This window comes from Mixta calida (assembly GCF_002953215.1).
Lineage (GTDB): Bacteria > Pseudomonadota > Gammaproteobacteria > Enterobacterales > Enterobacteriaceae > Mixta > Mixta calida.
Genome location: NZ_CP026378.1, coordinates 892,416 through 913,738, shown reverse-complemented (window position 1 = coordinate 913,738; position 21,323 = coordinate 892,416). Strand labels below are relative to the sequence as shown.

The following is a 21,323-nucleotide window of genomic DNA, read 5'->3' as shown; positions in this document are numbered from 1 at the left end:
TGTTAATGGAGTGAAGGGCAGTATAGCCTGATTTTGTTACCGGTTTATCCCTGCTTACCCAGGGAACACTCGGTGAGGCGCATATGACCGATTCTCGCCAGCGGTTTATCTTCGGGAACACTCATGACGAAGTGGCAGGAACACCTGACGCTGCGGTTTATCCCCGCTGGCGCAGGGAACACTCTAAATCTATATAATTGATTTAAAAACAAAAAACATGGCACGTAAAGCTACCAATCCATTCCACATTTTAAAGAACGCTATTAGCCTGATTTAAAAGCGTTTTAAAGAATAGTCACCGATACCCACCAGCGCTTTTCACTTCATCACAAAACAAAATATCAACACAGAAAACTACTCGCCCTTTTCTTTCGCCCAATAAAAAGGGAGCCTTTCAGCTCCCTTCTCACTTACGATTTTATCAGGCCAGACGACCGTGGCACTGCTTGTACTTTTTGCCGGAACCGCACGGGCACGGGTCGTTGCGCCCTACTTTGCGTTCGCCGGTTTCGGCGGCCAGCGCGGCGGCGGCCTGCGTTTCATCATCAACGTGGCTTAGCTGCTGCTGCTGCGCCAGACGCTCAGCTTCTTCACGACGCTGCGCCTCCATCGCCTCCACTTCTTCCGGCATGCGCACCTGCACCTTGCTCAGCGTGCTGATCACTTCATACTTCAGCGATTCCAGCATAGCGGCGAACATAGCGAAGGATTCACGCTTGTATTCCTGCTTCGGATCTTTCTGCGCATAGCCACGCAGATGGATGCCCTGACGCAGATAGTCCATCGCCGCCAGGTGCTCTTTCCACAGGGAATCCAGGGTTTGCAGCATCACGCCTTTTTCGAAGTTGCGCATCATCTCGGCGCCGACCACTTCTTCTTTACGCAGATAGACTTCCTTCGCCTGCTCAAGGATGCGCTCGCGCAGCGTCTCTTCATGCAGCTCCGGCTCTTTGTCCAGCCACTGTTTAATCGGCAGCTCAAGATCGAAGTCGTTTTTCAGGCGCTCTTCCAGACCGTCCACATCCCACATCTCTTCCAACGACTGCGGCGGAATGTAGCTGTCGATAGTGCTCTTGAAGACATCTTCGCGGATGCTGTTGATGGTTTCGCTGACGTCGGAAGCGTCCAGCAATTCATTACGCTGTGAGTAGATGGCGCGACGCTGATCGTTAGCGACGTCATCATATTCCAGCAGCTGCTTACGAATATCAAAGTTACGGCTTTCAACTTTACGCTGCGCGTTAGCAATCGCCTTGGTTACCCACGGATGTTCGATCGCTTCGCCCGGCTTCATGCCCAGCTTGCGCATCATATTGGTAACGCGATCGGAGGCGAAAATACGCATTAGCGCATCTTCCATCGACAGGTAGAAGCGGGAAGAACCTGGATCGCCCTGACGACCGGAACGGCCGCGCAGCTGGTTATCGATACGGCGCGATTCATGACGCTCGGTGCCGATAATATGCAGACCGCCGGACGCCAGCACCGCGTCGTGGCGTTTTTTCCAGTCCGCCTTGATAGCGGCGATTTGATCTTCGGTCGGGTTTTCCAGCGCTGCGACTTCGGCCTGCCAGCTGCCGCCCAGCATAATATCGGTACCACGGCCTGCCATGTTGGTGGCGATGGTGACCGCGCCAGGCTGACCCGCCTGCGCGACGATATCCGCTTCACGCGCGTGGAATTTGGCGTTCAGCACGTTGTGCTTGATGCCGGCGCGCGTCAGTTCATTAGAGACCACTTCCGATTTTTCGATGGAGATGGTGCCCACCAGGATCGGCTGGCCGTTCGCCGTACGCTCGCGAATATCTTCGATGATCGCATCGATCTTCTCCTTCTCGGTCATGTAGACCAGATCCGGCAGATCCTTACGCACCATTGGACGGTTGGTGGGGATAACGATGGTGTCCAGCTTGTAGATCGAGCTGAATTCAAAAGCTTCGGTATCAGCAGTACCGGTCATACCGGCCAGCTTCTCATAGAGACGGAAGTAGTTCTGGAAGGTAATGGAAGCCAGCGTCTGGTTTTCGTTCTGAATCTCGACGCCCTCTTTCGCTTCCACCGCCTGATGCAGGCCATCAGACCAGCGACGACCCTGCATGGTGCGCCCGGTATGCTCATCGACAATGATCACTTCGCCATCTTTAACGATGTAATCTACGTCGCGGGTAAACAGCGCATGGGCGCGCAGCGCGGCGGTGACATGGTGCATCAGCATGATGTTGTTCGGCGAATAGAGCGACTCGCCCTCCGCCATAATGCCTTCCTGCACCAGCAGCTCTTCAATAGAGACCAGGCCGCGCTCGGTGAGATGCACCTGACGCGCTTTTTCGTCCACAGAGAAGTGACCTTCGCCCTGGAAGGTGTCGGAATCTTCTTTTTCCTGACGGATCAGGCGCGGAATGATTTTGTTTACTTTGATATAAAGCTCAGAACTGTCTTCCGCCGGGCCGGAGATGATCAGCGGCGTACGGGCTTCGTCGATCAGAATAGAGTCGACCTCATCCACCAGCGCATAGTGCAGCTTACGCTGTACGCGCTCTTCCGGGCTGAACGCCATATTGTCGCGCAGGTAATCGAAGCCATATTCGTTGTTGGTGCCGTAGGTGATGTCGGCGGCATAGGCCTCACGCTTGGCGGGCGCCGGCATGCCCGGCAGGTTGATGCCGACGGAGAGGCCGAGGAATTCAAACAGCGGACGGTTGTTTTCCGCATCGCGCTGCGCCAGGTAGTCGTTCACGGTAACGACGTGCACGCCTTTGCCGGTCAGGGCGTTCAGATAAGCAGGCAGCGTCGCGGTCAGGGTTTTACCTTCACCGGTGCGCATTTCAGCGATGCAGCGATCGTTCAGCACCATGCCGCCGATCAGCTGGACATCAAAGTGACGCATGCCGAACACGCGTTTACTGGCTTCACGCACGGTCGCGAACGCTTCCGGGATCAGACTGTCTAGCGTCTCGCCCTTTTCCAGGCGGGCGCGGAATTCCTGGGTCTTCGCTTTCAGTTCATCATCGCTGAGCTTTTCAAAATCCGGCTCCATTTTGTTGATGATTTCTACCGCTTTACGCATGCGACGCAGCGTACGATCGTTGCGGCTACCAAAAACTTTGGTTAATAACTTAATCAGCATAATAAATACATTCTCATCTTCACCGCGCTGTCTCTCTGCGGCTCGTTTTTATAGTGATACGGTTTAAGGCGTGTTGGGGCTTTAGCTAAGAATGTATGGACCGGCGCGAATACCCTGCACCTGAGCGAGCCAGATACCGGCATGGTAATCGGGCGTAATGGAAAGCGCGGCGTGTTGGGTATGACGAATGATGACCGGGCGGCGCGGCTCATGCGTCAGCAGCGCGTTAAGCGTATCCAGCAATGCGATCTTCTGCACCGCCAGCGGCAGCGCCGTTTCAGCATCGGGCAAATTTTGCGGCGCAAGCGCGAAAGAAAGGTGGCGAATAACGGTGCGGATGGCGTGCTGATGCCAGTAATCCACCGTAAAGCTGGCGCGACGGGCATTCCCCTGCAGCAGCGCCAGGTTATCGAACCGAACGACGCTGTTTGTGCTCAAATTTTTCGCGGCGGCTTCGGGACGATTATTTTGCTCAGCATTCTGCGCATGGGCTGCGGGCAGGCCGAGGCTTGCCGCCACCATGCCGAACAAGAGATGCGGCCAAAAATAACGCCTGCCTAATTGTCGCCAACGGTGAAAAATAGCGATCACAACGGTTTCCGTCTGGCAGGGTGAAGCCTGCCCTTCTTCAATGAATGATTAGCGGCTGTATTCCATCTGACGCAATACGCCTGTTGCCGCTTTTAACGAGGGCAAATCTTATCATCATTGCGCGCGTTAAACATCAGATCGTAGCGGGAGGAAAAGAAAAGAGCGATATTCTGAACGCAACGGCGCAAATAATGCGCGCCCTGCGGCAGAAATAAAAACGACTGGCTTTGCTGGCCGGAGAGAGTGAGCCAACGCTACCAGTCGCTTTAAGCGGTTAAGGCGAATTACGCCAGAACCAGATTTGTTGCCCTGAATGCCACCGGCAGTTCAGCTTCGTCTTCAAAGGTCGCCCATTCCCAGGCTTCCTGTTTCGCCAGCACTGCCTGCAACAGCTTGTTGTTCAGCGCATGACCTGATTTGTAGGCGGAAAACGCGCCGACAATATTGTGGCCGCACATAAACAGGTCGCCGATAGCATCCAGCATTTTGTGACGAACGAATTCATCTTCGAAGCGTAAACCTTCTTCGTTCAGTACGCGGAAATCGTCTAACCCAATCGCGCAATCTAAACTACCGCCCAGGCACAGGCCTTTGGACTGCAGGTATTCGATTTCACGCATAAAGCCAAAGGTTCGCGCGCGGCTGATCTGGCGCATAAACGCTTCCGTAGAGAAATTCAGCTGATAGCGCTGTGAGCTGGAGTCGATCGCCGGATGTTTGAAATCGATCGTAAAGTCGAGCGAAAAACCGTTGTACGGTTTAATTTCAGCCCACTTATCGCCATCTTCAACACGCACGGCCTGCTTAACGCGCACGAATTTCTTCGGGCTGTTCAGCTCTTCCACGCCCGCGTCAACCAGCAGGTAGACGAATGGCGCGGCGCTGCCGTCCATGATCGGCACTTCCGGCGCGTCCACTTCGACAATAATGTTGTCGATGCCGAGACCTGCCAGCGCAGCGTTCAGGTGTTCTACGGTAGAGATACGCACGCCTTCATCATTCACCAGGCAGGTACTCAGCATGGTGTCGCGCACGTATTTTGCATCAGCCGGGAAATCAACCGGTGGATTCAAGTCAGTGCGACGATAGATGACCCCGGTATTAGCCGGCGCAGGGCGTAACGTCAGGGAGACTTTCTTGCCGGTATGCAAACCGACGCCAGTCGCCTGAACAATACGTTTTAATGTCCGTTGTTTGATCATCGTATTATCTCGCAAAATATCATCCGACCGTCAGTCTATATCACTGACGGGCGAAGATTTTAGCACAAAGAGCGGAGAATCCCAATTCTCAGGTTATTCCTAATCTGCCTGTTTGCGCAGGAAAGCGGGAATATCCAGATAATCGGGCTCTTTGCCAGACTGCGAGCTTTGATCGTTAACCACTTTAGCAGCAGGTTTCTGCGGCTCCTGCGGCAGCGGCGACATGCCGTGCTGCTGATAGCGATGATCCATTACCGGCTGGCTGGTTGCCTGCTTGTTGGTCACCAAAGTGATTTCTGGACGCTTGTCCATGCCGATGCCGGTCGCAACGACAGTCACGCGCAGTTCGTCGTTCATTTCCGGGTCCAGAGAGGTGCCGATAACCACGGTGGCGTTATCCGACGCGAAGGCGCGGATAGTGTTACCGACGGTCTCGAACTCATCCAGACGCAGGTCGAAGCCAGCGGTGATGTTGACCAGCACGCCGCGCGCGCCGGAAAGATCGATATCTTCCAGCAGCGGGCTGGAGATCGCCATCTCTGCCGCTTCTTCCGCACGGTCTTCGCCGCAGGCCACGCCGGATCCCATCATGGCGTAACCCATTTCGGACATGACGGTGCGCACGTCAGCGAAGTCGACGTTCATCAGACCCGGACGGGTGATCAATTCGGCGATGCCCTGCACCGCGCCTTTCAGCACGTCGTTCGCCGCGCCGAAAGCGTCCAGCAGCGAAATGCCGCGGCCCAGCACTTTCAGCAGTTTGTCGTTCGGGATGGTGATCAGCGAGTCGACATGCTTGGACAGCTCAGCGATGCCCTGCTCGGCAAACGCCATACGCTTTTTGCCTTCGAAATTGAACGGCTTGGTGACGACCGCAACGGTCAGGATGCCTAAATCCTTCGCCACTTCCGCAACGACCGGCGCCGCGCCGGTGCCGGTGCCGCCGCCCATACCGGCTGCGATAAACACCATATCCGCGCCGTCTAACGCGGCGCGCAGCGCTTCTCGATCTTCTTCTGCAGAAGTACGACCCACTTCAGGGTTCGCGCCTGCACCCAGACCTTTAGTAATGTTGGTGCCGATTTGGATGGTCTGGCCGACTGCAGTTTTGCGCAATGCCTGGGCGTCCGTGTTCACAGCGAAGAACTCTACGCCTTCGATGCGCTCGCGGACCATATGCTCTACGGCGTTGCCGCCGCCCCCGCCGACGCCGATGACTTTAATCACCGCGTCGTTGGTTAATTCCATTGGTTCAAACATAATTTCTCTCCGTTATGTGCCTGTCGCCTGGAGATCATAAAATAGTGCTAGCATGATCCCCTTTTAGAAAAATTAAAACTCTTTTTTCAGCCAGCTGTTGATACGTTTAAACCAGTTGCCAACTGACGCACGTTTTTCAACATCCGCCTCACCGCTCAGGTGAGACTCTTTTCCATAGTGCAGAAGACCTACCGCCGTTGAGTAGTAAGGCTCCTGCGCATAATCCGTCAATCCGGTAATATTCAGCGGCTGCCCGATGCGCACCTGGGTATGGAATACCCGCTGCGCGCAGGCGGCCAAACCTTCAATTTGCGCCGCGCCGCCGGTCAATACAATACCCGCCGCCAGATGATGCTTCACGCCCTGCTGACGAAGCTGCTCCTGCAACTGCAGGATTTCATCGTTCACCAGGTTAAGCAGCTCGGTGTAACGCGGTTCAATGACTTCAGCCAACGTCTGACGCTGTAGGCTGCGCGGCGGACGACCGCCTACGCTCGGCACCTCAACGTTCTCATCTTTACCGACGATCGATCCCAGCGCGCAACCATGACGAACCTTGATCGCTTCCGCATCGGTCGGCGGCGTGCCGAAGGCATAGGCGATATCGCTGGTCACCACGTTCCCCGCATAGGGGATCACTTTGGTGTGGCGCAGCGCGCCGCCGGTATAAACGGCGATATCCATTGTACCGCCGCCGATATCGACAACGCAGACGCCCAGCTCACGCTCATCTTCCGTCAACACTGCGAAGCTCGAAGCCAGACCGGCGAAAATCAGTTGGTCAACTTTCAGGCCGCAACGTTCAACCGCTTTCACGATGTTTTTCGCCATGTCGTTGTGACAGGTGATTAAATGTACTTTCGCCTGCATGCGCACGCCCGACAGCCCGACCGGGTTTTTGATTCCTTCCTGGTAGTCGATGGCGTATTCCTGCGGGATTACATGGAGAATGCGGTGTTCATCGCGCACACGCACCGATTTTGCGGTATGTACAACGTTTTCCACATCTTCCTGCGTGACTTCTTCTTCAGAAATCGGAACCATCCCGATTTCGTTCTGACAGCTGATATGTTTGCCGGATAACGCCAGATAAACCGAGGAAATCTGACAATCCGCCATCAGTTCCGCCTGATCGATGGCGCGCTGAACGCATTTCACCACCGATTCAAGATCGTTTACGCCGCCTTTATCCATACCGCGGGACGGGCAACTGCCCACCCCAATAATGTTGACCATGCCATCGGGCAGAATTTCCCCTACTAAAGCGGCGACCTTAGCGGTGCCTATCTCAAGTCCTACTACCAGTTTTCTGTCCGTCGCCTTGATCATTGTTGTTTAGCCTGTGCCTGATTCTGTTGCTGATTACTGTCCTGAGGCTCAATAAATGCCGGAGCCCAGCCAACGGCAGCGCCGGAGTCATAGCGCAAATCGACATAACTGACGCGCTTATTGTCAGCGGTGGCCTGCTGTTGGATCACCGGCCAGAGTTCAATAAACCGCTTAAGACGCTTCATGTTATCGCTACGGCCCAGCTCAATACGTACATCATCGCCAGTGACCAGCTGCCAGGAATGACGAGCGGTCATGGATGCTGCTTTAACGCTAAACTTGCTGGCGGCCAGCACCGCGCTCATCTGACGGTAGCCATCCAGCACATCCTGCTCGTTACCTTCGGGGCCATACAGCAACGGTAGCGTCTCTTTGCCGATATGGTTAGCCGGGACGCTAAAAGATTTACCTTCCGCATCAACCATATGTAAATCATTCCACCGCGCGACCGGCACATACTCAACCAGATGAATCTTTAATTCGTCCGGCCACTGCTTGCGTACACTGACCTGCTTGATCCACGGCAGACGTTCAATCTGCTGCTGAATCACATTTACATCTTGTGACATAAAAGTGCCTGGCGCGCCCAGCGATAAAATGGCCTGACGGATATCGTCATTGGTGGTGTAGTGGGTTTTTCCCGTCACCACCAGCCTCGACAGCGGCAGACGCGAGGCGTCGTTCATCCATTTCAGCACCGCGGCGCCGCCCGCCAGCATGGTGCCGATCACCAGCAGCAGGAAGATAATTCCTGCTAGCCGGGAGCCATTGCTGCGTCCGGTGCGCGCTTTTTCCTGCGCTTCCCGACGTACGTTCAAAGCCGCCTGCGACATCTTAGTCGGCCAGCTCCAGAATACGCGCCACCAGCTGGGAGAAGCTCATCCCCGCCTGTTTCGCCGCCATCGGTACCAGGCTGTGGCTGGTCATGCCCGGCGAGGTATTCACCTCGAGCAGATAAAAGCTGCCGTCGCCGTCCATCATCACATCCACGCGTCCCCAGCCGCTGCAGCCCAGCGTGCGCCATGCGTTCAACACCAGCTCGCGCAGTACCGCCTCTTTCTCCGCGCTTAAGCCGCTTGGGCAGAAGTATTGAGTATCGTCAGAAATATATTTCGCTTCATAGTCATAGAAGTCGCTGGCCGGCTGGATGCGGATCGAAGGCAGAATCTGCTCGCCCAGAATGGCGACGGTGTATTCCGGCCCGCTCAGAAATTTTTCTACCAGCACATCGTCGTCGTGACGGAACGCCTCTTCCAGCGCCGCAGGCAGCTCGGAAGGCTGGTTAACGCGAGAGATGCCGACGCTGGAGCCTTCACTGCTTGGCTTAACGAACAGCGGCATGCCCAGCTGCGCGATGCGCTGCGCCAGCGTGTCGTCCAGTCCGGCATCCATCTGCTGACGATTAATCCAGACGTACGGCGCCACCGGCAAATTCGCGCCCTGCCACAGCAGCTTGGAACGCCATTTATCCATGGTGATGGCCGAGGCCATCACGCCGCTGCCGGTATAGGGGATCTGCAGGAAATCCAGCACGCCCTGCAACGTGCCGTCCTCGCCGCCGCGCCCGTGCAGCGCGATAAACGCCTTTTCAAAGCCTTCTTCTTTCAACCGCATCACCGGAAAATCGCGCGTATCGACGCCGTGCGCGTCAATGCCAGCTTCTTTCAGCCCGGCAAGTACCGCCGCGCCTGACATCAGCGAGACGTCGCGCTCAGCGGAGGTACCGCCCAGCAGTACCGCTACTTTTTCAGCCATGATGTTCCTCTTCATTGGTCTGCGGTTTAAGTTTCTGTTCAGCCAGACGGCGGGCAATCTTACCTACGTTGCCAGCGCCCTGTACCAGAATCAAATCGTTGCCGCTCAGCGTCGGCGCCAGCATCTCCAGGATCGTATCGTGATCCGGCACGAGAATCGGATCCACCTTGCCGCGTCCGCGGATCGTGCGGCAGAGCGATCGGCTGTCCGCGCCTGGAATCGGCGTTTCGCCCGCGGAATAGACATCCAGCATTAGCAGAACGTCTACCTGCGACAGCACATTGGCGAAGTCGTCATACAAATCGCGCGTACGCGTATAGCGATGCGGCTGAAAAATCATCACCAGCTTTTTATCCGGCCAGCCTGCGCGCGCCGCTTTGATAGTGGCGTCGACTTCAGTCGGATGGTGGCCGTAATCGTCGACCAGCATGGCGCTGCCGGAAGTGCCGTTGACGTTATCCAGCGGGAATTCGCCCAAAAAGTCGAAGCGACGGCCGGTGCCCTGGAAACTTTCCAGCGCGCTGAGGATATCTTCATCATCGATCCCCTCCTCCGTCGCGACGGCTACCGCCGCCGCCGCGTTCAGCGCGTTATGGCGGCCCGGCGCGTTCAGCGTGACGCGCATCAGCGGCTTATCGTGACGCACCAGCGTAAAGTGGCCCTGCGCGCCGTGCTGCTCATAATCTTCAATACGCACGTCGGCATCATCGCTGAAGCCGTAGGTGGTGATCTGGCGACCGACGCGCGGGATGAGATCGCGAATCACCGCATCGTCGACGCACAACACTGCGCGGCCGTAAAACGGCAGGTTGTGCAAAAAGTTAATAAATGTCTGCTTCAGATTTTCGAAGTCGCCCTGGTAGGTATCCATATGGTCGGCTTCAATATTGGTCACGATCGCCACCATCGGTTGCAGATGCAGGAACGACGCGTCGCTCTCATCTGCTTCGGCGATCAGATAACGGCTGCTGCCCAGGCGTGCGTGCGTGCCGGCCGCTTTGACCAGCCCGCCGTTGACGAAAGTCGGATCGAGCCCGCCTTCGGCGTAGATGCTGGTCACCATCGCCGTGGTTGTGGTTTTGCCGTGCGTGCCGGCCACGGCGATGCCGTGGCGGAAACGCATCAGCTCCGCCAGCATTTCAGCGCGGCGGATCACCGGAATACGCGCTTCGCGCGCGGCGATAATCTCCGGGTTATCCTGAGTTATCGCGCTGGAGACCACTACCACGCTGGCGTCGCTGACGTTTTCCGGGCGATGATGAAAATAAATTGTGGCGCCCAGCGCGGTCAGGTGCTGCGTTACCGCATTGGGTGCGAGATCGGAACCGCTGATCTGATAACCTTCATTGGCCAACACTTCGGCGATACCGCCCATGCCGGCGCCACCGATGCCGACAAAGTGAATGTGCCGGACGCGACGCATCTCGGGCACGATAGAACGCAGTTTCGCCAGTTGTTGAGTATTCATCGTTTCTTTTGCCTGTCGGTACCTCAGGTACCTTATCTCTGTTCTGTTAACGCGCGACGGCGCTGACTTCTGCCGCTACACGTTCGGTAGCGTCCGGAATCGCGACCTGACGCGCATTTTGCGCCATGCGCAGTAGCGTAGGTCGATTCCACTGCGTTAACGTTTCCGCTACCGCATCCGCTGTAAACTGCGGCTGTTCGAAAATACGCGCTGCGCCCGCTTTCTCCAGCGGCAGCGCATTCCAGTACTGCTGACGATCTTTATGCTGAAACGGTACGAAAATGGCCGGCAGACCGGCCGCCGCCACTTCGCTGACCGTCAGCGCGCCGGAACGACAAACCACCACGTCGGCCCATGCGTAGGCCGCCGCCATATCGTCAATAAATTCGCTGATTTTATGCTGCGTCTGCCCGGCCTTTTCATAATCGGCCATGACCTGCGGCAGATTGCCTTTGCCGGTCTGATGCCAGAGCGTAATACGGTCGCCCATCAGCGCCGCCACCTGCGGCAGCGTCTGGTTAAGTACGCGCGCGCCCTGGCTGCCGCCCACCACCAGCACGCGAATCGGACCCTCACGCCCCGACAGACGCTGCTCAGGGCTGCTGAGCGCCAGCACGTCGGTGCGCACCGGATTGCCGACGACGTCCGCATGGGGAAAGGCGCCGGGAAACGCCTGCATCACTTTCGTCGCCAGCTTCGCCAGCCATTTGTTCGTCAGGCCAGCGATGCCGTTTTGCTCATGCAGCACCACCGGGATGCCGCAGCTCCATGCGGCCAGGCCGCCCGGACCGGAAACATAGCCGCCCATACCCAGCACCACGTCCGGCTTCCACGCTTTCATAATGCTGCGCGCCTGGCGCCAGGCGTTGAAAATTCGAATCGGCGACGCCAGCAGTGCCTTCAGGCCCTTGCCGCGCAAGCCGCTGATGCGGATAAAATCGATTTCGATGCCGTGTTTCGGCACCAGATCGGCTTCCATTCGATCGGCAGTGCCCAGCCAGCGCACCTGCCAGCCCTGCGCCATCAGATGATGCGCGACAGCCAGACCGGGGAATACATGCCCGCCGGTACCGCCAGCCATCACCATCAACCGCTTTCCACTCATCGCGCACCTCGGGTAAACGCCTGCGCTTTACTCAGGCGCGTTTCATAATCTATGCGTAACAACAACACGATGGCCGTCGACATAATAATCAGACTGGAGCCACCGTAACTGATTAAGGGCAACGTCAGGCCTTTGGTGGGCAACATGCCCGCGGCCGCGCCGACGTTAACCAGCGCCTGGAAGCTAAACCAGACGCCAATGGAACAGGCGAGAAAACCGGAAAAACGCTGGTCAAGCTCCAGCGCACGACGGCCAATCGACATCGCCCGAAAAGCGACGAAGAATACCATTAACAGCGCTAAAACCACACCGATATAACCGAGTTCTTCTCCGATAATGGAGAAAATGAAGTCAGTATGCGCCTCCGGCAAATACTCCAGTTTTTGCACTGAGTTGCCTAATCCCTGCCCCCAGAATTCGCCGCGGCCGAACGCCATTAACGACTGGGTTAACTGGTAGCCGCTGCCGAACGGATCTTCCCAGGGATCCCAGAAGGAGGTCACGCGGCGCATACGATACGGCTCGGCAATGATCAACAGGATCACAGCGAAAATGCCGGATCCAATAATCGCCAGGAACTGCCACAGCTTGGCGCCCGCGAGGAACAGCATCGCCAGGGTGGTGACGAACAGCACCACCACGGTGCCTAAGTCCGGCTGCGCCAGCAGCAGTACCGCCAGCACTACCATCACGCCCATCGGCTTACAGAAGCCCCAGAAGTTGTTGCGCACCTCTTCTACCTTGCGCACCAGATAGCTGGCGAGGTAGCAAAACAGCGACAGCTTGGAAAGCTCGGCCGGCTGAATACGCAGCGGGCCCAGCGCGATCCAGCGCGATGCGCCGTTAACCGAGCTGCCCACCACCAGTACGATCAGCAGCATCACAACTGATGCCAGAAGCATCACATTGCTGTAGCGCTGCCATACTTCCATCGGCACGCGCAGCGTGACCATCGCCATGCCAAAAGCCAGCAGCAGATAAAATGCGTCGCGCTTGGCGAAGAAAAAGGGATCGTCCGACAGACGCTGCCCAACCGGCATCGAGGCGGAGGTGACCATCACAAAGCCGATGATCGCCAGGCCGAACGTCAGCCACAACAGCGTGCGATCGTAGAGCACCATCGGCGCCGCATCGCTGTTTTCCCGGCTGCCCATTACCCATTCGCGCAGGCGCATCACCACGCCGCCCGCCATCCCTAAGCCTGGAATACGCATCAGCCCAGCTCCCGCGCCAGTTGCGCGAAACAGTCGCCGCGCTGCTCAAAATTACGGAACTGATCGAGACTGGCGCAGGCGGGCGACAGCAGGACGATATCGCCAGGCCTTACCTGCGGCGCAATGGCGGCCACGGCTTCGGCCAGGGTATCCGTTAGGGTGGAGATTTCCGGGCGCAGCGCCGCCAGCGATGCGCCATCGCGGCCATAGCACCAGACGCGAATCGCGTCGCCCTGTAAGTAACGCGCCAGCGGCGTGAAATCCGCCGACTTGCCGTCGCCGCCCAGCAGCAGCCACAGCGTGCCCTGCGCCTGCAGGCCGCTCAGCGCCGCTTCGGTACTGCCGACGTTGGTCGCTTTCGAATCATTGATCCAGCGTACGCCGTTGCGCTCATGCACCAGCTGGAAACGGTGCGCCAGCCCCTGAAACGTTGTTAACGCTTTCAGACTGCTGGCGCGCGGGATGCCAGCGGCGTCCGCCAGCGCCAGCGCCGCCAGCGCATTGGTATAGTTGTGCAGCCCGACGAGCTTCATTTCGTCGGTGTTTAATACTTTTTCGCCGTGCGCGCGCAGCCAGATGCTGCCCTGCTGGCGGTTGAGGTGGTAGTCGCCGACGTCGACGCCGAAGCTAACACAGCGCTTGTCCGCGCCGCGCACCGGCATTGTCAGCGCGTCATCGGCATTCACCACGCAGATCGCCGCGTTTTCATAGATGCGCAGCTTGGCGGCGCGATACTGCTGCAATCCCAGCGGGTAGCGATCCATATGGTCTTCGCTGAGGTTGAGAATGGTCGCTGCCGCCGCCTTCAGGCTGTGGGTGGTCTCCAGCTGAAAACTGGAGAGCTCCAGCACGTAAAGCTGAGCGGGCTGCTTCAGCAGACTAAGGGCCGGCAGGCCGATATTGCCGCCCACGCCCACCGTCCAGCCGGCCGCACGCGCCATTTCGCCCACCAGCGTGGTCACGGTGCTTTTGCCATTGGAACCGGTAATGGCGACGATAGGCGCCTGCGCTTCACGGCAGAAAAGCTCAATATCGCCGATGATTTCAATGCCCGCTTCGGCGGCTTCCGTCAGCAACGGATGGGCCAGCGCGACGCCGGGGCTGGCGATAATCAAATCCGACGCCAGCAGCCAGTCGCCGTTGAGCGATCCTAAATGGCGCTCCACGCTTGCGGGCAGTTTATCCAGGCCGGGCGGCGAGACTCGGGTATCCATTACGCGCGGCGTTACGCCCTGCGCTAAAAAGAAATCAACACAGGAGAGGCCGGTCAGCCCCAGCCCGATAATGACCACTTTTCTACCCTGATAGTCAGCCATAATTAACGCACCTTAAGGGTTGCCAGGCCAATCAGCACCAGCATCAGCGAAATGATCCAGAAGCGCACGATCACGCGCGGCTCCGGCCAGCCTTTCAGTTCATAGTGGTGATGGATCGGCGCCATACGGAAAATGCGCTGGCCGCGCAGCTTGAACGATCCCACCTGCAGGATGACGGAGAGCGTTTCAACAACAAACACGCCGCCCATAATCACCAGCAAAAATTCCTGACGCAGCAGCACCGCGATGGTGCCCAGCGCGCCGCCCAGCGCCAGCGAGCCGACGTCGCCCATAAAGACCTGGGCCGGATAGGTGTTGAACCACAGGAAACCCAGCCCGGCGCCGACGATGGCGGTGCAGACAATTACCAGCTCACCGGCATGGCGCAGATAGGGAATATGCAGGTAGCCTGCGAAATTCATGTTGCCGGTGGCCCAGGCGACCAGCGCGAAGCCCGCCGCGACAAATACCGTCGGCATAATCGCCAGGCCGTCCAGACCGTCGGTCAGGTTGACCGCGTTGCTGGTGCCGACGATCACGAAATAGGCGAGCAGGATATAGAGCAGCCCCAGCTGCGGCATAATATCTTTGAAAAACGGCACGACCAGCTGCGTCGCCGGCGTGTCCTTGCCCACGGCGTACATCGCAAAAGCTACCGCCAGCGCAATCAGCGACTGCCAGAAATATTTCCAGCGGGCGATCAGGCCTTTGGTGTCTTTGCGCACCACTTTGCGGTAGTCATCGATGAAACCGACGATGCCATAACCGACCAGCACCGTTAGCACGCACCAGACATAAGGGTTGGAGGGATAGGCCCACATCAGCACCGAAATGGTGATAGAGGTCAGGATCATGATGCCGCCCATGGTCGGCGTGCCGCGCTTGCTGAAGTGCGACTCCGGCCCTTCGCTGCGCACCACCTGACCGATCTGCAGCTTTTGCAGCCAGGCGATCAGGCGCGGCCCCATCCACAGTGAGATAAACAGCGCGGTCAGCAGGCTGACGATGGCGCGAAACGTCAAATAGGAAAAGACGTTAAAGCCGGAATAAAAAGCGACCAGATGTTCGGCCAGCCAGACTAGCATGTTCCTTTCTCCTGTAAGTTTTGTACTACCTGCTCCATGGCGGCACTACGAGACCCTTTAACTAAAACGGTAATAATCTGATGCTCTGCAAGCAGCGACTGGAGGCGCGCGATCAAGGCGGCCTTATCGCTGAAGTGTTCGCCCGCGCCACTGGCGTCGCTGATATGCTGACTCAGCGCGCCCACGCTCAGCACTTTATCTATGCCCGCCTTACGCGCGGCCTCGCCCACTTCGCGATGGCATTCGACCGCTTCCGCGCCCAGCTCCGCCATATCGCCGGTAACCATTACGCGGTAGCCTGGCATCTCGCCCAGCACCTGCGCGGCGGCGGTCATTGAGCCAACGTTCGCGTTGTAGCTGTCGTCCAGCAGCAGCTTCTGCGGCGCTAAGGTTATCGGGAACAGACGTCCCGGCACCGCTTTCAGCGTCGCCAGGCCCTGAACTATCGCTTCCGGCGGCGCGCCGACAGAGAGCGCCAGAGCGCTGGCGGCCAGCGCGTTGGCGATGTTATGACGACCCGGCAGCGGCAGCGAGACCGCCAGCGCCCCCTGCGGCGTATGCAGCGTAAAGGTGGTGCCCTGCGGATTTACCGCAACATCGGTCGCGTAAAAATCAGCCTGCGCGTCCGCGGTGCCGGAGAAGCGCCAGATGCGCTGCTGGGTCAACTGCGTCTGCCAGCGCGGCCAGTCATTGCTGTCGAGGTTAATAATCGCCGTGCCGTTTTCCGGCAGGCCGAGGAAAATTTCGCCTTTGGCTTTCGCCACGCCTGCCAGCGAGCCGAAGCCCTCCAGATGCGCAGCTGCCAGGTTATTCACCAGCGCGCTTTCCGGGCGCGTTAAGCGGGTGGTCCAGGCGATTTCACCTTGATGGTTGGCGCCCAGTTCAATGACCGCATACTGGTGCGCTTCGGTCAGGCGCAGCAGCGTCAACGGCACGCCGATATCGTTGTTCAGGTTACCGGCGGTATAAAGCGTTTCGCCACACTGACGCAGAATAGCGGCGGTCATCTCTTTTACCGAAGTTTTGCCGGAGGAGCCGGTCAGCGCCACTACGCGGGTTTTCACCTGCTGACGCACCCAGGCCGCCAGCTCTCCTAAGGCGATGCGCGTATCGCTGACCACCACCTGCGGCGCGTTGATTTGCAAGCGCTTACTCACTAATAATGCCGCCGCGCCGCTGGCCATCGCCTGGTCGGCAAAATCATGTGCGTCAAAGCGTTCGCCCTGCAACGCAATGAACAAACAGCCCGGCGTCACTTTACGGGTGTCGGTGGTCACTTCGCTTATCGCGATATCCCCCTGGCCGACTAACGTGCCGTGAGTAATCTGCGCCAGCGTTTCAAGAGAAAGCGTAATCATGCCATCACCCCCAGCAGACGCGCGACGGTTACCCGGTCGGAATAGTCGAGACGGCGGTTGCCGATAATTTGATAGTCCTCATGGCCTTTGCCCGCCACCAACACGATGTCCTGCGGCTTCGCCTGCATAATGGCGTTGGTTACCGCCTGCGCGCGTCCCGCCATTACGCGGGCACGGCCCGGATCGAGCAGGCCGCTCAGAATGTCGTTTACAATCGCGGCGGGATCTTCGCTGCGCGGGTTGTCATCGGTGATAACCACCACGTCTGCGCACTGCTCAGCAACCGCACCCATCAGCGGACGTTTGCCCTTATCACGATCGCCGCCGCAGCCAAAGACGCACCACAGCTGCCCTTTGCAGTGCAAACGCGCGGCTTCCAACGCTTTTTCCAGTGCGTCAGGCGTATGAGCGTAATCGACTACTACGGTCGGCTTGTCCGGCGCGCTGAAGACTTCCATGCGCCCGCAGACCGGCTGTAGCTGACGCGCGCTGGCGATCAGCTGCGCCAGCGGATAGCCCAGCGCCAGCAGCGTCGCCAGCGCCAGCAGCAGATTGCTAACGTTAAAGGCGCCCATCAGGCGGCTTTCCAGCTCGCCGTCGCCCCAACTTGAACTGAAGCTCACCGTCGCGCCGTTATCGTGATAGCGCACCGCCGTCGCCTTCAGCCAGCGATTATGGCTGTCGGGCAGCAGATTGTTTTCCATCGTGACCGCGATGGCGTCAGGCAGCTTCGCCAGCCAGCGGCGGCCTGTTTCGTCATCGGCGTTAATAATCGCTTCGCCGATCTGATGTTCAGAGAACAGCAGCCATTTCGCCGACTCGTAGCGCGTCATATCGCCGTGGTAGTCAAGGTGATCGCGGCTGAGATTGGTAAACACGGCGGCGGCGAAAGGCAGCGCCGCAACGCGATGCTGCACCAGACCATGAGAGGAAACCTCCATCGCCGCCACGGTCGCGCCCTGCCCTACCAGCGCATCGAGCACCTGCTGCACATCAACCGCCGATCCGGTGGTGTTTTCCGTCGGCACCAGACGACCATAAAGGCCGTTGCCGACGGTCCCCATCACCGCGCCGGTTTCGCCCAGCAGGCTCGCCCACTGCGCCAGCAGCTGGGTGGTGGTGGTTTTACCGTTGGTGCCGGTCACGCCGATTAAACGCAGCTTTTCCGCCGGCTGTTGATAAAAGCGTCCTGCCAGCGCGGAAAGCCGCTGCGGCAGCTTCGACAGATAAATCACCGGCACGCCGTGCATTTCACGGATGTCACCATCCTCCGCTTCGCCTTCGGCTTCAGCGATGACCGCCGAAACGCCCTGCGCGATAGCCTGAGGAATAAAACGTCGCCCATCAACGTTATGGCCTGCGACAGCCACAAACAGATCGCCGGACGCCGCCACGCGGCTGTCCAGAGTCATTTCACGAAGCGGACGCTCCGGCGCGCCAGGCACCCACGGAGCCAGTAGGTCGCGCAAGTTACGATCTGTCACTTGAACCCTCTTTCTTGTTGTTAACCAACTCATTCTTTTCACCAACCGGCAGCGCATCCGGTTCAATATTCATGGTGCGCAACACGCCGCCCATGATGGCGCCGAATACCGGCGCCGACACGGCGCCGCCGTAATATTTGCCCGCCTGCGGATCGTTAATCACCACCACCAGCGCAAAGCGCGGATGGCTGGCGGGCGCCACGCCGGCAGTGTAGGCGATATATTTATTGACGTAGCGACCATCGGGACCGACTTTTTTCGCGGTGCCGGTTTTAATCGCGATGCGATAGCCTTTGATCGCGGCCTTCACGCCGCCGCCGCCCGGCAGCGCCACGCTTTCCATCATATGCACCACGGTTTTCACCAGCTGCTCAGGAAAGACGCGTTCGCCCGGAACCGGCGGATCGACTTTTGTAATGGAGAGCGGACGCGCGACGCCATAGCTGCCGATGGTGGCGTAAACACGCGCCAGCTGGAGCGGCGTCACCATCAGCCCATAACCGAAAGAGAAGGTGGCCCTTTCAATATCGGACCACCTTTGTTTTTGGGGATACAGGCCACTGCTTTCCCCGACCAACCCCAAATTGGTTGGTTTGCCCAGCCCAAAGCGTGAATATGTTTCCACTAGCGCTGAGGAGGGCATCGCTAACGCCAGTTTTGATACTCCGACGTTACTCGACTTCTGCAAAACCCCGGTGAGGGTTAGTTCGTTATAGCGCGCGACGTCCTTGATTTCATGGCCGTTGACGCGGTAAGGAATAGTGTTCAGCACGCTGTTTTCCCGCACCACGCCGCGTTGCAGCGCGGTCATCACCACCATCGGCTTGACGGTGGAACCCGGCTCGAAGATGTCGGTGATGGCGCGGTTGCGCATCACATCTTTCGGCGTGTTGCTGAGGTTGTTCGGGTTGTAGGCCGGGCTGTTGGCCATCGCCAGCACTTCGCCGGTATTGACGTCGACCAGCACCGCCGTGCCGGATTCCGCCTTGTTGAAGGCGACGGCGTTATTTAGCTCGCGGTAAACCAGCGCCTGCAAACGCTCGTCGATGCTGAGCGCCAGGTTATGCGCCGCCTGGCTGTCGACGGTGGAGATATCTTCAATCACGCGGCCGTAGCGGTCTTTACGCACCGTCCGCTCGCCCGGCTGACCGGTCAGCCAGCGATCGAAGCTTTTTTCCACCCCTTCGATGCCCTGACCGTCGATATTGGTAAAGCCGATAAGATGAGAAGTGACCTGCCCGGCGGGATAGTAGCGGCGCGACTCTTCGCGCAGATGGATGCCCGGCAGCTTCAGTTTCTTGATGTAATCACCGATCGCCGGGTTAACCTGGCGCGCCAGATAGACAAAGCGGCCTTTCGGGTTGGCGTTGACGCGGTTGGCCAGCTGATCGAGCGGCACGGAAAGCGCGTCGGCCAGCGCTTTCCAGCGGCTGTCGAGCGTAATGCCGCCGTGGTCATGCAGCTCTTTAGGATCGGCCCAGATAGCGTTTACCGGCACACTCACCGCCAGCGGACGACCGGCGCGATCGGTAATCATGCCGCGCGCGGTGGGTATCGCCTGTACGCGCAGCGAGCGCATATCCCCTTCCCGCACCAGGCGTTCGGGGTTAATCACCTGCAGCCAGGCGACCCGCATCATCAATCCCACCAGCGCCAGGAAGATGCCGCCGCACAGCAACGCAAAACGCCAGCTGACAAAGCTGGCCTGATCTTCCTGTTTTTTCAACTTAAGCGCTTTGGTAGCGGATCTCATGGAGTCCGGGATTCCTTATTGATGTACCACAATATTTTCCTGTGCCGGGTCGACATGCTGCATCTGCAGTTTTTCCGTCGCCGTGCGCTCAACGCGGCTGTGGTCGCCCAGCGCGTTCTCTTCCAAAATCAGGTTGCGCCACTCAATATCGAGCGCGTCGCGCTCCAGCACCAGCTGCTCGCGCTGCGCCGTCAGCAGGCGCGTTTTGTGCGCCGTCGTCACGACCAGCACAGCCGACACCAACACGGCAATCAACAGCAGCAGCGGAATTTTGCCATGACGCAGCAGGTCGCCGCCGATAACGCCTGGCAGGCTGTGCCGCTCATTCCCGATCATGATGTCGTTCTCTCCGCTATACGCAGCACCGAACTGCGCGCGCGTGGGTTCTCAGCCACTTCCGCTTCGCCCGGCATCATTTTGCCGAGCGCTTTCAAATGACGGCCGCCGAGCTTCTGCAGCTGCGCTTCAGTCATCGGCAGCCCGGCCGGCACCTGCGGGCCGCGGCTCTGCTCACGCATAAAGCGCTTTACCAACCTGTCTTCCAGCGAATGGAAACTGATAATGGAAAGCCGTCCGCCGGGCGCCAGTGCCGTTAACGCGCCCTTCAAAGCCTGTTCAATCTCTTCCAGCTCGCTGTTGACCCAAATGCGGATCGCCTGGAAACTGCGCGTCGCCGGATGCTTGAACTTATCCTTTATCGGCGTGGCGGCGGCGATCACTTCCGCCAGCTCTTTGGTGCGCGTCATGGGTTGCAGACGATTACGCTCCACAATGGCGCGCGCGATACGCCTGGCGAAACGCTCTTCGCCATAGGTTTTCAGCACGAAGGCGATATCGTTCTCTTCCGCCTGCAGGAGCCATTCGGCAGCAGAAAGGCCGCGCGTCGGGTCCATACGCATATCCAGCGGACCGTCGCGCATAAAGGAGAAGCCGCGCTCGGCGTCATCCAGCTGCGGCGAAGATACGCCCAGATCAAGCAGTATGCCGTCCACTTTTCCGGTCAGGCCGCGCGCCTCGACATAATCCGCCAGCGCCGAAAAAGGCCCATGAATAATGGTGAAGCGCGGATCGTCAATGGCAGCGGCGGCAGCGATAGCCTGCGGGTCGCGGTCAATGGCGAACAGTCTGCCCTGCTCCCCCAGCTGGGAAAGGATCAGGCGCGAGTGTCCGCCCCGACCAAAGGTGCCGTCGATATAAACGCCGTCTTCTTTAATGTTGAGCGCGTTGACGGCTTCATCCAACAGCACCGTGGTATGTATAAAGTTATCCTGCATAG

17 protein-coding genes are annotated in these 21,323 nt (G+C 58.4%); all 17 read right to left on the bottom strand.

Annotation, left to right across the window (positions count from 1 at the left end):
* Window positions 1–421 precede the first annotated feature (421 nt).
* The gene (gene secA, locus C2E16_RS04285; RefSeq protein WP_084969997.1) at window positions 422–3,127 is read right to left on the bottom strand and encodes a preprotein translocase subunit SecA; all 2,706 of its coding nucleotides are present in this window, start codon (window positions 3,125–3,127) and stop codon (window positions 422–424) included.
* An 81-nt stretch (window positions 3,128–3,208) separates the two neighbouring features.
* Entirely contained in the window at window positions 3,209–3,718 is a 510-nt protein-coding gene (gene secM, locus C2E16_RS04280; protein WP_038628237.1) for a secA translation cis-regulator SecM, read from the bottom strand.
* Between the two features lie 284 nt (window positions 3,719–4,002).
* Entirely contained in the window at window positions 4,003–4,920 is a 918-nt protein-coding gene (gene lpxC / locus C2E16_RS04275) for a UDP-3-O-acyl-N-acetylglucosamine deacetylase (protein ID WP_038628240.1), read from the bottom strand.
* Between the two features lie 99 nt (window positions 4,921–5,019).
* Entirely contained in the window at window positions 5,020–6,180 is a 1,161-nt protein-coding gene (ftsZ, locus tag C2E16_RS04270; protein WP_038628243.1) for a cell division protein FtsZ, read from the bottom strand.
* Window positions 6,181–6,252: 72 nt separating this feature from the next.
* Window positions 6,253–7,509, bottom strand: coding sequence for a cell division protein FtsA (gene ftsA, locus C2E16_RS04265; RefSeq protein WP_038628246.1), 1,257 nt, complete (start codon window positions 7,507–7,509; stop codon window positions 6,253–6,255).
* On the bottom strand, window positions 7,506–8,342 hold the full coding sequence (gene ftsQ / locus C2E16_RS04260; protein ID WP_038628249.1) for a cell division protein FtsQ: 837 nt from the start codon (window positions 8,340–8,342) through the stop codon (window positions 7,506–7,508). The genes ftsA and ftsQ overlap by 4 nt, the downstream gene beginning before the upstream one ends.
* Before the next feature lies 1 nt (window position 8,343).
* A complete protein-coding gene (locus C2E16_RS04255; RefSeq protein ID WP_084969996.1) occupies window positions 8,344–9,264 on the bottom strand; it encodes a D-alanine--D-alanine ligase in 921 nt (306 codons plus the stop codon).
* Window positions 9,257–10,732: a UDP-N-acetylmuramate--L-alanine ligase gene (gene murC / locus C2E16_RS04250; protein ID WP_038628254.1), complete on the bottom strand. Its 1,476-nt coding sequence runs from the start codon at window positions 10,730–10,732 to the stop codon at window positions 9,257–9,259. Before murC ends, C2E16_RS04255 begins: the two co-directional genes overlap by 8 nt.
* Window positions 10,733–10,778: 46 nt before the next feature.
* A complete protein-coding gene (gene murG, locus C2E16_RS04245; RefSeq protein WP_104951427.1) occupies window positions 10,779–11,837 on the bottom strand; it encodes an undecaprenyldiphospho-muramoylpentapeptide beta-N-acetylglucosaminyltransferase in 1,059 nt (352 codons plus the stop codon).
* Window positions 11,834–13,051, bottom strand: coding sequence for a cell division protein FtsW (gene ftsW / locus C2E16_RS04240; protein ID WP_038628258.1), 1,218 nt, complete (start codon window positions 13,049–13,051; stop codon window positions 11,834–11,836). Before ftsW ends, murG begins: the two co-directional genes overlap by 4 nt.
* A complete protein-coding gene (gene murD, locus C2E16_RS04235; protein ID WP_038628261.1) occupies window positions 13,051–14,367 on the bottom strand; it encodes a UDP-N-acetylmuramoyl-L-alanine--D-glutamate ligase in 1,317 nt (438 codons plus the stop codon). Before murD ends, ftsW begins: the two co-directional genes overlap by 1 nt.
* 2 nt (window positions 14,368–14,369) lie before the next feature.
* On the bottom strand, window positions 14,370–15,452 hold the full coding sequence (gene mraY / locus C2E16_RS04230; protein WP_038628263.1) for a phospho-N-acetylmuramoyl-pentapeptide-transferase: 1,083 nt from the start codon (window positions 15,450–15,452) through the stop codon (window positions 14,370–14,372).
* A complete protein-coding gene (gene murF, locus C2E16_RS04225) occupies window positions 15,446–16,810 on the bottom strand; it encodes a UDP-N-acetylmuramoyl-tripeptide--D-alanyl-D-alanine ligase (RefSeq protein ID WP_084969995.1) in 1,365 nt (454 codons plus the stop codon). Before murF ends, mraY begins: the two co-directional genes overlap by 7 nt.
* Window positions 16,807–18,294 carry a UDP-N-acetylmuramoyl-L-alanyl-D-glutamate--2,6-diaminopimelate ligase gene (gene murE, locus C2E16_RS04220; RefSeq protein WP_084969994.1) on the bottom strand — a complete coding sequence of 496 codons (1,488 nt, stop codon included), beginning with the start codon at window positions 18,292–18,294 and terminating at the stop codon, window positions 16,807–16,809. The genes murF and murE overlap by 4 nt, the downstream gene beginning before the upstream one ends.
* Window positions 18,281–20,047, bottom strand: coding sequence for a peptidoglycan glycosyltransferase FtsI (locus tag C2E16_RS04215; protein WP_038628269.1), 1,767 nt, complete (start codon window positions 20,045–20,047; stop codon window positions 18,281–18,283). The genes murE and C2E16_RS04215 overlap by 14 nt, the downstream gene beginning before the upstream one ends.
* Window positions 20,048–20,062: 15 nt before the next feature.
* A complete protein-coding gene (gene ftsL, locus C2E16_RS04210) occupies window positions 20,063–20,383 on the bottom strand; it encodes a cell division protein FtsL (RefSeq protein WP_038628271.1) in 321 nt (106 codons plus the stop codon).
* On the bottom strand, window positions 20,380–21,321 hold the full coding sequence (gene rsmH / locus C2E16_RS04205) for a 16S rRNA (cytosine(1402)-N(4))-methyltransferase RsmH (RefSeq protein WP_038628274.1): 942 nt from the start codon (window positions 21,319–21,321) through the stop codon (window positions 20,380–20,382). Before rsmH ends, ftsL begins: the two co-directional genes overlap by 4 nt.
* Window positions 21,322–21,323 lie beyond the last annotated feature (2 nt).